Origin of the sequence: Thauera aminoaromatica, from assembly GCF_000021765.1 — a bacterium.
Lineage (GTDB): Bacteria > Pseudomonadota > Gammaproteobacteria > Burkholderiales > Rhodocyclaceae > Thauera > Thauera aminoaromatica.
This window is the reverse complement of sequence record NC_011662.2, coordinates 2,626,865-2,641,036: the sequence shown is the minus strand read 5'-3', so window position 1 is coordinate 2,641,036 and position 14,172 is coordinate 2,626,865. Positions and strand designations below refer to the sequence as shown.

Sequence of the window (14,172 nt, the reverse complement as noted above, 5' to 3'; positions counted from 1 at the left end):
GCCGGCTTACGAGAACATGTCCTCGTAGATGGTCTGCGCCCAGCCGAAGTCCTGCGAGATCGTCGCCGCGGTGCGCTCGTTGTAGTCGATCTGGGTCTGCTCGATGATGCCCTGGGCGTTGACCTTGTAGTCGAACTGCACCGAGATGCCTTCCTGCGGGGCGATATTCACCATCATGAAGCAGAGGTTGTCCGGGAGCCGGTAGTCGGGTTCCCGCCCGGCCTCGCGCTCGGAGATGTAGTAGGCCACGATGCGGGCGTGGCGGTTGGCGACGTGGCCGGCCTTGGGGTAGAAGCCGAACTGTGGCGACACGAAGCCGACCGCGTCGCCGATGACGAAGACCTCCTTGTCCGTGCGGTCGTGCAGGAAGAGTGGATCGACGTCGGCCCAGCCGCCGCTCGGGTTGCCCGCACCTGGACGCGGCACCAGACCTGCCTTCCAGGCGAGGTCGCCGGCCTGGTGCGGGGCCATGAGGATGGCGTGCTGGAAGTCGAAATCGCCCGCCTCGGTGCGGATCCTGCGCTTGAACGGATCGACCTCCTCGATGCGCGCGTCGGGGACGTAGGTGATGATGTCCTTGTACAGCTCTTCGAAGGTGGAACGGAAGCCCGGGCCGATCGGGCGCGCGCCGTCCTTGTGGTCGAGGATGTAGATGCGCCCCGGGATCTTCTTCTGCTTGAACATCGACGCGATCAGGCAGGCGCGCTCGTAGGGGCTGGGCGGGCAGCGCTGCGGCGGGGGCGGCAGGGTCATCACGAGGTCGCCGCCCTTGAAGGACTGGAGCGCGTTCTTGAGGTGGAAGTGCTCGGCGCTCGGGATGTAGGCCGCCGGAAAGCGCGCCCGGGTGGCCTCGGCCATGCGGCGGTCGTTGCCGAACCAGGCCTCGTAGTTGTAGCGGATGCCGGGGGCCACGATCAGGTAGTCGTAGTGGATGGCGCCGGCCGCCGTGATCACCCGCTTGCCCTCGCGCTCGATCTCGAGGATCTCGGTCTGGATGAAGCGGTAGGCGTACTTCTCGGCCACGGCGAGGTAGTCGTGGGTGAGATACCGGGTATCCACCTGATCGACCAGCCACTTGTTGCTCATCGGGCAGGAGAAGAACACGGGGTTGCGCTCCAGCAGCACGACGTCGAGCTGGGGGGCGAGCTGGCGCAGGTACTTGGCGGCGGTCACCCCGCCCCAGCCGCCACCGCAGATCACGACGCTGCGTTGCTTGCCGGGTGGCAGCAGGGTGTCGGTGGCGCGGCCGATCAGGAAGGGCAGGCTGCGCTCGGTGCTCGCGGCGGGGGGCGCGGACTGCGCCAGGGCCGGGCCGGCGACGGCGGCGGTGGCGAGCCCGCCGGCCGCGGTGAGGAAGCGCCGGCGTGGGTTCGAGGATGGCTGGTTCATGAGGTCTCCCGATAGGTGAGCCGCCCCGGTGCGGGAAGCCGCCGGGGCTTGATGAGCCGGGCGCGACGGCTCGGCAGGGCTTGGCGACCGCAGTCGCCGCAACGGACGGCCGATATGAAGATCGGCCGGATGCGTCCGTTCAGGTGGAGGGCTGCGCGGCGAGGCGTGCGAGCTGGCGGTCGTGCAGCCGTCCGAACACGATCTGCGCGATTATCGCTCCGAGCAGCGCCATCAGCATGTCGGCCTGGGCGTCCCAGGGGTCGCCCTGGGTGCCGAGGAATTCCACCGCGCCGCCGGCCCACAGCTCGGCCGAGGCCCATTCGACGAGCTCGTACAGCGCGCTGATGCCGGTGCAGCTCAGGGTGAGCAGGGCGAACAGCCATTTTCCCGGGCGCAGCTGCGAGGTGCGCAGCAGCAGCTCGCGCCCGAGGATGGCCGGGGTGACACCCTGGAAAAAGTGGCCGAAGCGGTCGTAGGGGTTGCGCGCGAGTTCGAACCAGTCCTGCACCACGAAGCCGACCGGCACGCGCGCGTAGGTGTAGGCGCCGCCGAGGATGAGGATCAGCGAGAAGAACGCGATCAGACCGTAGGTGAGCGGGGTGAGCGGGAAGCGCTGCGCGCTCGCGAGCAGGATGGGCAGCGCGATCAGGACCGGGGCCACCTCGGCCCACCACACGCCACGGTCGTAGGGGGCGACGCCCGAGGCGAGGAGGGCGGCGAGGACGAGGATCAGCAGGGCAGTGCGCAGGTTCATGGGGGCTCCCGGCGATGACGATGGTGGCGCGTGCCGGCCGGCGATGGCTGGACCGGCGGGTGGGTGCGCTGGGCATTCGGCTCGATCGCGCGGGGCCTCCTGGGGGGCGGAGGGCTACGGGCGACGGCCTTTTCGGGCAATCCTGAGGCTTCGCGGCAATCCTCGCCAGCGTGGCCTGTTGGCGTCGGTTCGTCGTCTGCGCGAGCGCGCAGAAACTTCGCGCCCTGTGCCAAGTCCTACCGGCCCCAGACATGCAGGAGTTCTGATGAAAGCCCGTCCGCTCACGCTCGCCGCCTGTGTCCTCGCCCTCTTCGTGCGCCTTGGCCCCGCCGTCGCGGCCGATGCTCCGCTTCCGCCCGTGGAACCGATCGCCGCGCTCGACGTGCCGCGCTACATGGGCACCTGGTACGAGATCGCGCGCTATCCGAACTGGTTCCAGAAGAAGTGCGTAGGGGATTCTCGCGCAGACTACAGCTTGCTGGAGCGCGGTGAGGTGCGCGTGCTGAACCGCTGTCGCGAGGCCGATGGCAGCGTCTCCGAGGCGGTCGGCGTGGCGCGGCAGATCGGTGGTGCCGATTCGCCGCGGCTGGAGGTGCGCTTCGCGCCGGCCTGGCTGTCCTTCCTGCCGATCGTATGGGGCGACTACTGGGTGCTCGACCTCGACCCCGACTATCGCCTGGTGGCGGTGGGCGAGCCGAGCCGGGAGTACCTGTGGATCCTGTCGCGCACGCCGACGGTGGAGGCGCGTGCCTACGCCGAGCTGCTCGAACGCCTCGCGGCGCGCGGCTTCGATGTCGGGCGGCTGGTGCGCGGGGAGCAGGGTGGCGGCGGGTGAGGGCGGTGCGAGCGTCATCGCACCCTTCAGCGGCGATCGCGACTTGCGTCGCTCCCACAAGAACACCGCGGTTCCGGCGCCCCCACCGGTTGATTCGGGCACCTTGTGGGAGCGACGGGCACCTTGTGGGAGCGACGCAAGTCGCGATACGACGCGCATCTTGTGGGAGCGACGCAAGTCGCGATACGGCGGTGGAAGGGTCGATGAAGCGGGTCGAAAGCGCTGGAGCGCGCCGCTCCCGCGCTCCCAGAACCCGACAGACCCCTGCGGGAGCTCCGCCTTTTCATGCGTGCCCGGTAATCTGGCACCAAATTTGCTGTGGTAACCTCGGCAGGGTTTCGCCGGACCGCCGCACGTCGTCCTGGCCCCCGCCCCGTCCCTGAACGCCTTTCCGCCCCGATCCGCCTCGATGCTGCTCGCCTCGCTCGTCCTCCTCCCCTTTCTCGGTAGCGTGCTCGCCGCGCTGATGCCGCAGGACGCGCGCAACCGCGAGTCCTGGCTGGCGATCGGGGTGGCGGTGGGCGGACTGGCGATCGCCGCGGCCTTGTTCCCGCAGGTCGCCGCCGGCGAGGTCGTGCGTGCGGAGTTCGCCTGGCTGCCCGCCGAGGGCTTGGACTTCGTGCTGCGGGTCGACGGCCTGGCCTGGGTCTTCAGCATGCTGGTGCTGGCGATCGGACTGCTGGTGGTGCTGTATGCGCGCTACTACATGTCGCCCGAAGACCCGGTGCCGCGCTTCTTCGCCTTCCTGCTCGCCTTCATGGGCTCGATGCTGGGGGTCGTGCTGTCGGGCAACCTGGTGCAGCTGGTGGTGTTCTGGGAGCTCACCAGCCTCACCTCCTTCCTGCTCATCGGCTACTGGCACCACCGCGCGGACGCTCGCCGCGGCGCGCGCATGGCGTTCACCGTGACCGCCACCGGCGGCCTGTGCCTGATGGCCGGTGTGCTGGTGCTGGGGCATATCGTCGGCAGCTACGACCTCGACGTGGTGCTCGCCGCCGGCGACCAGATCCGCGGCCACGAGCTCTACCTGCCCGCGCTGGTGCTGGTCGCGCTCGGTGCACTCACCAAGAGTGCGCAGTTTCCCTTCCACTTCTGGCTGCCGCATGCGATGGCGGCGCCCACGCCGGTGTCGTCCTACCTGCACTCGGCCACGATGGTGAAGGCCGGGGTGTTCCTGCTCGTGCGCCTGTGGCCGGCGCTTGCCGGCACGCCGGAATGGACCTGGATCATCGGCGGCGCCGGCGTGTGCACCCTGCTGATCGGCGCCTTCGTGGCCATCTTCCAGCACGACCTCAAGGGCTTGCTGGCCTACTCGACGATCAGCCACCTCGGCCTCATCACGGTGCTGATCGGCATCGGCACGCCGCTGGCGATCGTCGCGGCGATCTTCCACATCCTCAACCATGCGACCTTCAAGGCCTCGCTGTTCATGGCCGCCGGGATCATCGACCACGAGACCGGCACCCGCGACCTGCGCGTGCTGCGCGGCCTGCGCCACAAGCTGCCGATCACCGCCACGCTGGCGATTGTGGCCAGCGCGGCGATGGCGGGGGTGCCGCTGCTGAACGGCTTCCTGTCCAAGGAGATGTTCTTCGCCGAGACGCTGCACGTCGGGGGGGATCGCAACTGGTGGATGTCGTACGCCGCGGTGGCGATGGGCATGTTCAGCGTGGCCTACTCGCTGCGCTTCATCTCGGTCTTCTTCGGAACGTCGGCGCAGGGCCTGCCGCGCGACCCCCACGAGCCGCCGCGCTGGATGCGCTTTCCGGTCGAGCTGCTGGTGCTGGCCTGCCTGGTGGTGGGCGTCGCCCCCGGCGTGAGCATCGAGCCGCTGCTGCACCTGGCGGTGGTCGCCACCCTGGGCGAGGCCGCGCCGGCCTACGACCTGGCGGTGTGGCACGGCTTCAACCTGCCGCTGCTGATGAGCGTGTGCGCGCTCGTGGGCGGCGTGCTGCTCTACGGGGTGCTGCGCCGCCATTTCGACCTGGCGCGGCGCGAGCGCGTGCCGCTGCTCCACCGCCTCAACGGCGCGCAGGCCTACGAGACGACGATGCTGCAGCTCACCCGCGGTGCGGAGTGGCTGCTGCGCCGCGTCGGCACGCGCCGGCTGCAGCCGCAGCTGATGCTGATGATGCTCGCGCTGCTGCTGATCCCGCTCCTGCTGGCGGGCGCTCCGCCGGCGTGGACCGTGATCCTCGTGCGGGGCTTCGACCCGCTCTTCGCCGGCATGTGGCTGATCGGCGCCGGCTGCGCGCTGGCGGCGGCGTGGATGGCGAAGTACCACCGCCTGGCCGCGCTCGCGCTCGTCGGCGGCACCGGTATCGTCACCGCGGCGACCTTCCTGTGGCTGTCTGCGCCCGACCTGGCGCTGACCCAGCTGATGGTGGAGACGGTGACCACGGTGCTGATCCTGCTCGGCCTGCGCTGGCTGCCGCCGCGGATCGAGTCGATCGCCGGCCCGGTGCAGCCGCCGTGGCAGGTATGGACGCGACGCACGCGCGACCTCGCGCTCGCCGTCGGCGGCGGCCTCGCGCTGGCGGCGCTGACCCATGCGGTGCTGGTGCATCCGGCCTCGGACACGATCGCGGACTTCTTCCTGCTCAACGCCCTCGGCGGCGGCGGGGGCAGCAACGTGGTGAACGTGCTGCTGGTGGATTTCCGCAGCTTCGACACCCTGGGCGAGATCACCGTGCTCGCCATCGTCGCGCTCACCGTGTATGCGCTGCTGCGCCGCTTCCGCCCGGCGCCGGAAAGCGCCGGCATCCCGCCGCAGCAGCGCTTCGAGGGCGATCCGGCGAGCCGGCAGAGCCCCGCCGAGCAGGCCGGCAGCGGCTACCTGCTGGTGCCGGGGATCTACCTGCGCCTGCTGCTGCCCTTCATGGGGGTGATCGCGGTGTATTTCTTCATGCGCGGGCACAATCTGCCGGGCGGCGGCTTCGTCGCCGGACTGATCTTCGCAGTGGCGATCCTGGTGCAGTACATGCTCGCCGGCACGGTGTGGGTGGAGAGCCGCCTGAACCTGCGCCCGCATCGCTGGCTGGGCTTCGGACTGCTGCTGGCCTGCGCCACCGGCCTGGGGGCGTGGTGGTTCGGGCATCCCTTCCTCACCACCCACACCGCGCACGTGGAGTGGCCGCTGGTGGGCGAGCTGCACCTGCCGAGCGCCTTCGTGTTCGACCTCGGCGTGTTCGCGGTGGTGGTCGGCACCACGATGCTGATGCTGGTCGCGCTCGCGCACCAGTCGCTGCGCGCGCACCGCCACCCGGGCGAGGACCTGCCGGCGGACGGGCAGGGCGGTGCCGAGGGGAGGCGGATCTGATGGAGCTGGTACTGGCGATTTCCGTCGGCGTGGTGTTCGGCGCGGGGATCTGGCTGATCCTGCGTCCGCGCACCTTCCAGCTCATCACCGGGCTGCTGTTGATGTCGTACGCGGTGAACCTGTTCATCTTCGCGATGGGGCGGCTGTGGGTGGACAAGCCGCCGATCACGCCCACGCCCGCCATCGATCCGGCGCAGTTCGCCGACCCGCTGCCGCAGGGCCTCGTGCTCACCGCGATCGTGATCGGCTTCGCCACCACCGCGCTCTACCTGGTGATGATGATCGGCGCGCGCGGGCTCTCGGGCAGCGACCACGTCGATGGCGAGGAGCCGCGCGAATGACGGTGTTGCCCTGGCTCAACCACCTGATCATCGTGCCCGTGCTGCTGCCGCTGATCGTCGGCGCGCTGATGATCCCGATCAACCAGAAGCGCCACGGGCTCAAGTTCGGCCTCGGCCTCGCGAGCGGCATGCTGCTGTGGGCGGTGGCGGTCGCACTGCTGGTGCTGGCCGACGGCGGGTACTGGCCCGGCGGCATCGGCGTGTATCTGGCGGCCAACTGGGCTGCGCCCTTCGGCATCGCGCTGGTGGCCGACCGCCTCTCCGCGCTGATGCTGGTGCTGACGGCGACGATCGCGCTCGCCGTGCTGGTGTTCTCGGCGCGGCGCTGGGACCGCGTCGGCGTGAGCTTCCACCCGCTCTTCCAGTTCCTGCTGATGGGGCTCAACGGCGCCTTCCTGACCAACGACCTGTTCAACCTCTTCGTGTTCTTCGAGGTCATGCTGGCGGCGTCCTACGGGCTCGTGCTGCACGGCTACAACCTGCGTCGCATCCAGGCCGGCATGCAGTACATCGCGGTGAACCTGGTGGCTTCGCTGGTGTTCCTGATCGGGGTGTCGCTGATCTACGCCGCCTCCGGGACGCTCAACATCGCCGACCTCGGCGCCCGCGTGGCCCTGCTCGGCGCGCAGGACGCCTGGCTGCTGCAGGTCGGGGCGGCGGTGCTGGCGCTCGCCTTTCTCACCAAGGGGGCGATGTGGCCGCTCGGGTTCTGGTTGCCCACCACCTACGCCTCGGCCTCGGCGCCGGTGGGGGCGATGCTGGTGCTGATGACCAAGGTGGGCGTGTATGCCGTGCTGCGGGTGTGGCTGGCGGTGTTCGGCGAGGGGGCGGGCGCCGCGGAGGGCTTCGGCTTCGCCGCGCTGACCCTCGGCGGCATGGCGACCGTGCTGTTCGGCGCCATCGGCATGCTCGCCAGCCAGGACGGCGGGCGCATGGCGGGCTATGGCGCGATCGTGTCCTCGGGCACGCTGCTGGCGGTGATCGGGCATTCCGGGGGAGCGGTGCTGGCCTCGGGCCTCTACTACCTGCTCGGCTCCACGCTGGCGATGGCGGCCTTCATGCTGCTGATCGAGCTCACCGAGCGCATCCGTCCGCCGGGCGCGGCGCTGATCGCGATCACCATGGAGGCCTTCGCGATCGAGGACAAGCCGGAGGATCCGGTCGGCGTCGGCATTCCCGGCACGCTCGCCTTCCTCGGCCTGAGCTTCGCCGCGTGCGCGCTGGTGATCGCCGGGATGCCGCCGCTGGCGGGCTTCGTCGCCAAGTTCAGCCTCTTCCACGCCATGCTCGCGGCCGCGCCCGAAGGCGTCCCGGCGACGACCTGGGGCCTGATCGGGCTGATGATCCTCGCCGGGCTGGCGGCGATCATCGCGCTGATGCGCCTGGGGGTGCGCACCTTCTGGGCTGCGGGCGCGGTGACGCCGCCGCGGCTGCAGTTCTCCGAGGCGGTGCCGGTGGGGGCGCTGGTGATCCTGTGCGTGCTGCTGACGGTGCAGGCGGGCACGGTGTTCGACTACCTCGACCGCACCACCGCGGGCCTGCTGCGCAGCGGCGACTACGCGGCGCGCGTGCTCGGCGAGCCTCCGGTGCTGCGCGCGCCGGGCGCGGAGGGTGCGCGATGAGACGCTGGCTGCCTTCGCCGCTGCTGTCGGCGAGCCTGCTGCTGATGTGGCTGATGCTCAACCAGAGCCTGGAGCCCGCGCACTGGCTGCTCGGCGGCGCGCTCGGCGTGCTCGCGCCGCTGCTGTCGCAGCCGCTGCAGCCGCACGGCCACGCCCGCATCCGCCGCCCGCTGGCGCTGTTCCGCCTGCTGTGGATGGCGGCGATCGAGATCGTCCGCTCCTGTTTCAACGTCACCCAGATCATCCTGTTGCGGCGTTCGGCCGATGTGAACTCGCAATTCATCCGCGTGCCGCTCGACCTGAAGAGCCCGCACGGCCTGGCCCTGCTGTCCTGCCTGATCAACTCGACGCCGGGCACGGTGTGGGTGGAGATCCTTCCCGACGGCCACGAGCTGCTGCTCCACGTCTTCGATCTGCACGACGAGGCGTGGTGGGTGCACACCATCAAGACGCGTTACGAACAGCCGATCATCGAGGTGTTCGAGACGCCCGAACCCGGAGGAGGCCGGACATGACGACCGCGACGCTGCTCTCGGCGGCGACACTTTTCGCGCTGGCCTGCGTGGTGCTGGCCATGCTGTTGTGCACGCTGCGGCTGATGATCGGCCCCTCGGCACAGGACCGCGTGCTGGCGCTCGACACGCTGTGGATGTGCGTGATGGTGCTGGCGCTGCTGCTGGGCATCCGCCACGGCAGCCAGATCTATTTCGAGGCCGCGCTGATCATCGCGCTGCTCGGCTTCGTATCCACGATCGCGCTCGCCAAGTTCCTGATGCGCGGGGAGGTGATCGAATGAGCGCGTCCGCACCACCGCCCGAAGGAAAGCGCTCCCCTCCCTCGGGGAGGAGGTCGCGCAGCGACAGGAGGGCAGCCCAATGAGCGGTGCCGAATCCCTGCCGTGGTGGGCGGCGATCCCGGTGGCCCTGCTGCTGGTGCTGGGCGGCATCGTCACCCTCGTCGGCACGCTCGGCCTGGCGCGCCTGCAGAGCTTCTACCAGCGCATCCACGGCCCCGCGATCAGCATCGCGCTCGGCGCCGGCTGCATCCTGGTGGCATCGATGCTGTACTTCACCGTGACACAGTCGCGCCTGGTGATCCACGAGTTGCTGATCAGCGTCTTCGTGCTGATGACCGCGCCGGTGGTGTCGATGCTGATCATGCGTGCCGCGGTGTACCGCGACCTGCGTGCCGCGCGCGAGATGGACCCGGCGAACGATGCGGGCAATTCGTGAGGGCTCGCGGCACGGCGGCGAACCCGGTTTCAGTGCTCGTTGACGCATCGTGGCGCGGGGCCGGACGCCGGTGCTCGTTCGCGCGCCGTATCGCGACTTGCGTCGCTCCCACCGCGGGCTCGGTCGTCATCGCTTCCGTGAGCCGTCGGGTCGTTCCGCCCGCCTGTAGGAGCGACGCAAGTCGCGATAGGCGAGGTCGATCCGGCGCGGAATAGTGCCGCGTCGCGCTGGCCCCGCCAACAAAAAAGCCAACCCCGAAGGATTGGCTTTCTTGTTGGCGATGCTGGCTCCTCGACCTGGGCTCGAACCAGGGACCTACGGATTAACAGTCCGGCGCTCTACCGACTGAGCTATCGAGGAAGTACTCGGTTGCGATGCTGGCTTGCTGTTCCTTTATGAAACACCAAGTCCTGAAACTTGGCTCCCCGACCTGGGCTCGAACCAGGGACCTACGGATTAACAGTCCGGCGCTCTACCGACTGAGCTATCGGGGAACAGAGGCGCGCATTTTAGGCAGCAGATGCGCGCTCGTCAAGGCTGGGGCGGAAGATTTTGCGATCCCGCCGCCCTGGCCGGGCTGGATCAGCCCTTGACCACCTGCGCGATCGCCTTGGCGACGTAGCCGATGTTCTTGGAGTTGAGCGCGGCCAGGCAGATGCGGCCGGTCGACACGGCGTAGATGCCGAAATCGGCCTTGAGCTTCTCGACCTGCGCGGCGGTGAGCCCGGTGTAGGAGAACATGCCGCGCTGCTTGATCACGAAGGAGAAGTCCTGCGCCACGCCCGCGGCCTTCAACTGCTCGACCAGGCCGGTGCGCATGGCGCGGATGCGCTCGCGCATGCCGCCGAGCTCGTCTTCCCACATCTGGCGCAGCTCGGGCGAGCTCAGCACCGCGGCGACGATGGCGCCGCCGTGGATCGGCGGGTTGGAGTAGTTGGTGCGGATCACGCGCTTGACCTGCGACAGCACGCGACCGGCCTCTTCCTTGCTGGCGGTGACGATGGACAGCGCGCCGACGCGCTCGCCGTAGAGCGAGAAGCTCTTCGAGAACGAGCTCGACACGAAGAACTGCAGGCCGCTGGCCGACAGCGCGCGCACGGCCACGGCGTCGGCGTCGATGCCTTCGGCGAAGCCCTGGTAGGCCATGTCGAGGAAGGGGATCAGGCCGCGCTCGCGGCACACGGCGACCACTTCGTCCCACTGCGCGTCGGACAGGTCTGCGCCGGTGGGGTTGTGGCAGCAGGCGTGCAGCACGATGATCGAGCCGGGCTGCAGGCTGTCGAGCTTGGCCTTCATGCCGGCGAAGTTCACGCCGCGGCTGGCGGCGTCGTAGTAGGGGTAGTTCTCGACCGGAAAGCCGGCGGATTCGAACAGCGCGCGGTGGTTCTCCCAGCTCGGGTCGGAGATGTACACGGTGGCGCCGGGGACGAGACGCTTGAGATAGTCGGCGCCGACCTTGAGCGCGCCGGTGCCGCCGAGGGCCTCGACGGTGATGGTCTGGCCGCTGGTGGCGAGCTGCGAGTCCTTGCCGAAGAGCAGGCCCTGCACCGCGTTGTTGTAGGCCGCGGGGCCTTCGATCGGCTGGTAGCCGCGCGGCGGCATGGCTTCGAGGCGTGCCTTCTCGGCGGTGCGCACGGCGGCGAGCAGCGGGATCTTGCCGTTGTCGTCGTAGTACACGCCGACGCCGAGGTTGACCTTCTCGGCGCGGGTGTCGGCGGCGAAGGCCTCGTTGAGGCCAAGGATCGGGTCACGGGGCGCCATCTCGACGGCGGCGAAGATCGAAGCGGACATGAGGACTCCAGTTGTTCCGGTAGGGCGGCAGTGAATGCGCGTGGCGGGAACGGACTTGCGCCGTGCCTTGTCACGCGATTTGGGAAATAATCGGCGTTTTCGTCCGGTGCCGCCGTGCGGCGATGCACCGGAATGGAGCGGGAATTTTAGCATGACGACTCAAGGCAATAGCGCCGGAAACGATGCACCGCAGCAAGGCGGGACCGTGCTCGGCTTCGAGGGCAGCCCCTTCCGCCTGCACCAGCCGTTTCCGCCCGCCGGCGACCAGCCCGAGGCGATCCGCCTGCTGTGCGAAGGCGTCGAGGACGGCCTGATGTATCAGACCCTGCTCGGCGTGACCGGCTCGGGCAAGACCTACACCATGGCCAACGTCATCGCCCGCATGGGGCGACCGGCCCTGGTGCTGGCGCCCAACAAGACGCTGGCCGCGCAGCTCTACGCCGAGTTCAAGGAGTTCCTGCCCGAGAACGCGGTCGAGTACTTCGTCAGCTACTACGACTACTACCAGCCCGAGGCCTACGTGCCCTCGCGCGACCTTTTCATCGAGAAGGATTCGTCGATCAACGAGCACATCGAGCAGATGCGCCTGTCGGCGACCAAGAGCCTGATGGAGCGCCGCGACGTGGTCATCGTGGCCACGGTGTCGTGCATCTACGGCATCGGCGATCCGGTCGACTACCACGCCATGATCCTGCACCTGCGCGAGGGCGAGCGCATGGCGCACCGCGACCTCATCCAGCGCCTGGTGGCGATGCAATACACCCGCGCCGACATCGACTTCCGCCGCGGCACCTTCCGCGTGCGCGGCGATGTGATCGACGTCTTCCCGGCGGAAAACGCCGAGCTCGCGGTGCGCATCGAGATGTTCGACGACGAGATCGAACACCTGACCCTGTTCGATCCGCTCACCGGACACCTCAGGCACAAGCTGGCGCGCTTCACCGTCTATCCGTCCAGCCACTACGTGACCCCGCGCGCGACGGTGCTGCAGGCGATCGAGGCGATCAAGGAGGAGTTGAAGGAGCGCGTCGCCTTCTTCCAGCGCGAGGGCAAGCTGGTGGAGGCGCAGCGCATCGAGCAGCGCACCCGCTTCGACCTCGAGATGTTGAACGAGATGGGCTTCTGCAAGGGCATCGAGAACTACTCCCGGCACCTGTCCGGGCGCGGTCCGGGCGAGCCGCCGCCGACGCTGATCGACTACCTGCCGCAGGATGCGCTGATGTTCATCGACGAGTCGCACGTCGCCATCGGCCAGGTCGGCGGCATGTACAAGGGCGATCGCTCGCGCAAGGAGAACCTCGTCGGCTATGGCTTCCGCCTGCCCTCGGCGCTGGACAACCGGCCGCTCAAGTTCGACGAGTTCGAGCGCCTGATGCCGCAGACCGTCTTCGTGTCGGCAACCCCGGCGAAATACGAGGAAGAGCACCAGGGCCAGGTGGTGGAGCAGGTGGTGCGCCCGACCGGCCTGATCGACCCCATGGTTGAGGTGCGCCCGGCGATGACGCAGGTGGACGACCTGCTCGGCGAGATCAAGAAGCGCCTGGCGGTAAACGAGCGCGTGCTGGTCACCGTGCTGACAAAGCGCATGGCCGAGGACCTCACCGACTACCTCGCCGACAACGGCATCCGCGTGCGCTACCTGCACTCGGACATCGACACCGTGGAGCGCGTGGAGATCATCCGCGACCTGCGCCTGGGCGAGTTCGACGTGCTGGTGGGCATCAACCTGCTGCGCGAGGGCCTGGACATCCCCGAGGTGTCGCTGGTGACGATCCTGGACGCGGACAAGGAGGGCTTCCTGCGTTCCGCGCGTTCGCTCATCCAGACCATCGGCCGCGCCGCGCGCCACCTGCACGGCACCGCCATCCTCTACGCCGACCGCATCACCGACTCGATGAAGGCGGCGATCGGCGAGACCGAGCGTCGCCGCAACAAGCAGATCGCCTTCAACGAGGCCAATGGCATCGTGCCGAAGTCGGTGACGAAACGGATCAAGGACATCATCGACGGGGTCTATGATTCCGATGGGGCCAAGCGCGACGCCGCACGCGTGGCCGACAAGGGCAGCGACTACGCGGTGATGGACGAGAAGGCGCTGGCGCGGGCGATCAAGCGGCTGGAGAAGGAGATGCAGGAGCACGCCCGCAACCTCGAGTTCGAGAAGGCGGCGGCGGCGCGCGACGAGCTCTTCAAGCTGCGCGAGCGCGCCTTCGGCGCCGACCAGCATGGCAGCGTGTGAACAACAAGAAGAGGAGGGGAGGGGATGAAGAGGATCCTGTTCGTATGCACTGGCAACATCTGCCGCTCGCCGACCGCCGAGGCGGTGGCGCGCCACTTCGTCGAGACCGGCGGGCTGGGTGCGCAGGTGTTGCTCGACTCTGCCGGCACGCAGGGCTACCACGCCGGCGAGGCACCCGACCCGCGCACGCAGAAGGCGGCCAAGCTGCGCGGCTACGACCTCTCGGCGCTGCGCGCGCGCAAGCTCGAGCTGCGCGACTTCCAGGAGTTCGACTTGTTGCTGGCGATGGACCGCGGGCATCTCGAGCACATGCAGCGCCATTGCCCCGAGGTGTACCGGCCCAAGCTGCAGCTCTTCCTGCCCTTCGCCGGCGCGCAAGCTCACGGCGAGGAGGTGCCCGATCCCTACTACGGCGGGCCGAAGGGCTTCGACCTGGTGCTCGACATGTGTGAAGACGCAGCACGCGGGATCGTGCAACGCGTCCGCGGCGAGGGCTGAGTTCGGGGCGAGGGCTGAGTTCGGGGCGACAAGGAAATCGCGACTCGCGCCGCTCCTGCGGAAAGCGCAACCACGCGGGCTGGTTTCCTGCAGGAGCGATGCAAGTCGCGATGTGCGCTCGACAAGCCTTCGCGCCGGGGTTGGTGGAACCG

12 protein-coding genes and 2 tRNA genes are annotated in these 14,172 nt (G+C 68.9%); 9 read left to right on the top strand and 5 right to left on the bottom strand.

Going from position 1 to position 14,172, the window contains the following annotated elements; translation table 11 throughout:
* Nucleotides 1-6: 6 nt before the first annotated feature.
* Entirely contained in the window at nucleotides 7-1,389 is a 1,383-nt protein-coding gene (locus TMZ1T_RS11640) for an FAD-dependent oxidoreductase (RefSeq protein WP_012585493.1), read from the bottom strand.
* 139 nt (nucleotides 1,390-1,528) lie between these two features.
* A complete protein-coding gene (locus tag TMZ1T_RS11635; protein WP_012585492.1) occupies nucleotides 1,529-2,143 on the bottom strand; it encodes a DUF2238 domain-containing protein in 615 nt (204 codons plus the stop codon).
* Nucleotides 2,144-2,408: 265 nt separating this feature from the next.
* Between TMZ1T_RS11635 and TMZ1T_RS11630 the strand changes: the two genes are divergently transcribed.
* The 7 genes from TMZ1T_RS11630 (at nucleotide 2,409) to mnhG (ending at nucleotide 9,492) form a co-directional block, all read left to right on the top strand.
* Nucleotides 2,409-2,978 carry a lipocalin family protein gene (locus tag TMZ1T_RS11630; RefSeq protein ID WP_012585491.1) on the top strand — a complete coding sequence of 190 codons (570 nt, stop codon included), beginning with the start codon at nucleotides 2,409-2,411 and terminating at the stop codon, nucleotides 2,976-2,978.
* Nucleotides 2,979-3,387: 409 nt separating this feature from the next.
* Nucleotides 3,388-6,297, top strand: coding sequence for a monovalent cation/H+ antiporter subunit A (locus TMZ1T_RS11625; protein WP_012585490.1), 2,910 nt, complete (start codon nucleotides 3,388-3,390; stop codon nucleotides 6,295-6,297).
* Nucleotides 6,297-6,638 (top strand): Na+/H+ antiporter subunit C, encoded by a 342-nt coding sequence (locus tag TMZ1T_RS11620; protein WP_012585489.1) that lies wholly within the window; start codon nucleotides 6,297-6,299, stop codon nucleotides 6,636-6,638. Before TMZ1T_RS11625 ends, TMZ1T_RS11620 begins: the two co-directional genes overlap by 1 nt.
* The gene (locus tag TMZ1T_RS11615) at nucleotides 6,635-8,260 is read left to right on the top strand and encodes a monovalent cation/H+ antiporter subunit D (RefSeq protein WP_004316291.1); all 1,626 of its coding nucleotides are present in this window, start codon (nucleotides 6,635-6,637) and stop codon (nucleotides 8,258-8,260) included. The genes TMZ1T_RS11620 and TMZ1T_RS11615 overlap by 4 nt, the downstream gene beginning before the upstream one ends.
* Complete coding sequence (locus TMZ1T_RS11610; RefSeq protein ID WP_004316288.1) at nucleotides 8,257-8,775, top strand: Na+/H+ antiporter subunit E; 519 nt, start codon at nucleotides 8,257-8,259, stop codon at nucleotides 8,773-8,775. The genes TMZ1T_RS11615 and TMZ1T_RS11610 overlap by 4 nt, the downstream gene beginning before the upstream one ends.
* Nucleotides 8,772-9,056, top strand: coding sequence for a K+/H+ antiporter subunit F (locus TMZ1T_RS11605; protein ID WP_004316286.1), 285 nt, complete (start codon nucleotides 8,772-8,774; stop codon nucleotides 9,054-9,056). Before TMZ1T_RS11610 ends, TMZ1T_RS11605 begins: the two co-directional genes overlap by 4 nt.
* 79 nt (nucleotides 9,057-9,135) lie before the next feature.
* Nucleotides 9,136-9,492: a monovalent cation/H(+) antiporter subunit G gene (gene mnhG, locus TMZ1T_RS11600; protein ID WP_012585488.1), complete on the top strand. Its 357-nt coding sequence runs from the start codon at nucleotides 9,136-9,138 to the stop codon at nucleotides 9,490-9,492.
* 284 nt (nucleotides 9,493-9,776) lie between these two features.
* Here mnhG and TMZ1T_RS11595 read toward each other — a convergent pair.
* From TMZ1T_RS11595 to TMZ1T_RS11585, 3 genes are all read right to left on the bottom strand, one after another.
* Nucleotides 9,777-9,852: transfer RNA gene (locus TMZ1T_RS11595), tRNA-Asn, on the bottom strand.
* A gap of 58 nt (nucleotides 9,853-9,910) precedes the next feature.
* A tRNA-Asn gene (locus TMZ1T_RS11590) sits at nucleotides 9,911-9,986 on the bottom strand.
* 88 nt (nucleotides 9,987-10,074) lie between these two features.
* Complete coding sequence (locus TMZ1T_RS11585) at nucleotides 10,075-11,283, bottom strand: amino acid aminotransferase (RefSeq protein WP_012585487.1); 1,209 nt, start codon at nucleotides 11,281-11,283, stop codon at nucleotides 10,075-10,077.
* Nucleotides 11,284-11,434: 151 nt separating this feature from the next.
* On the opposite strand from TMZ1T_RS11585, the gene uvrB reads away from it, so the two are divergent.
* Both uvrB and TMZ1T_RS11575 read left to right on the top strand, forming a co-directional pair.
* Complete coding sequence (gene uvrB / locus TMZ1T_RS11580; RefSeq protein WP_012585486.1) at nucleotides 11,435-13,522, top strand: excinuclease ABC subunit UvrB; 2,088 nt, start codon at nucleotides 11,435-11,437, stop codon at nucleotides 13,520-13,522.
* Between the two features lie 24 nt (nucleotides 13,523-13,546).
* Complete coding sequence (locus TMZ1T_RS11575; protein WP_004316277.1) at nucleotides 13,547-14,020, top strand: low molecular weight protein-tyrosine-phosphatase; 474 nt, start codon at nucleotides 13,547-13,549, stop codon at nucleotides 14,018-14,020.
* Nucleotides 14,021-14,172 lie beyond the last annotated feature (152 nt).

What these genes read in the sequence shown, in the direction of transcription:
- TMZ1T_RS11640 (WP_012585493.1), bottom strand. Translation starts at nt 1,389, where the DNA reads ATGAACCAGCCATCCTCGAACCCACGCCGGCGCTTCCTCACCGCGGCC.
- TMZ1T_RS11635 (WP_012585492.1), bottom strand. Translation starts at nt 2,143, where the DNA reads ATGAACCTGCGCACTGCCCTGCTGATCCTCGTCCTCGCCGCCCTCCTC.
- TMZ1T_RS11630 (WP_012585491.1), top strand. Translation starts at nt 2,409, where the DNA reads ATGAAAGCCCGTCCGCTCACGCTCGCCGCCTGTGTCCTCGCCCTCTTC.
- TMZ1T_RS11625 (WP_012585490.1), top strand. Translation starts at nt 3,388, where the DNA reads ATGCTGCTCGCCTCGCTCGTCCTCCTCCCCTTTCTCGGTAGCGTGCTC.
- TMZ1T_RS11620 (WP_012585489.1), top strand. Translation starts at nt 6,297, where the DNA reads ATGGAGCTGGTACTGGCGATTTCCGTCGGCGTGGTGTTCGGCGCGGGG.
- TMZ1T_RS11615 (WP_004316291.1), top strand. Translation starts at nt 6,635, where the DNA reads ATGACGGTGTTGCCCTGGCTCAACCACCTGATCATCGTGCCCGTGCTG.
- TMZ1T_RS11610 (WP_004316288.1), top strand. Translation starts at nt 8,257, where the DNA reads ATGAGACGCTGGCTGCCTTCGCCGCTGCTGTCGGCGAGCCTGCTGCTG.
- TMZ1T_RS11605 (WP_004316286.1), top strand. Translation starts at nt 8,772, where the DNA reads ATGACGACCGCGACGCTGCTCTCGGCGGCGACACTTTTCGCGCTGGCC.
- mnhG (WP_012585488.1), top strand. Translation starts at nt 9,136, where the DNA reads ATGAGCGGTGCCGAATCCCTGCCGTGGTGGGCGGCGATCCCGGTGGCC.
- TMZ1T_RS11585 (WP_012585487.1), bottom strand. Translation starts at nt 11,283, where the DNA reads ATGTCCGCTTCGATCTTCGCCGCCGTCGAGATGGCGCCCCGTGACCCG.
- uvrB (WP_012585486.1), top strand. Translation starts at nt 11,435, where the DNA reads ATGACGACTCAAGGCAATAGCGCCGGAAACGATGCACCGCAGCAAGGC.
- TMZ1T_RS11575 (WP_004316277.1), top strand. Translation starts at nt 13,547, where the DNA reads ATGAAGAGGATCCTGTTCGTATGCACTGGCAACATCTGCCGCTCGCCG.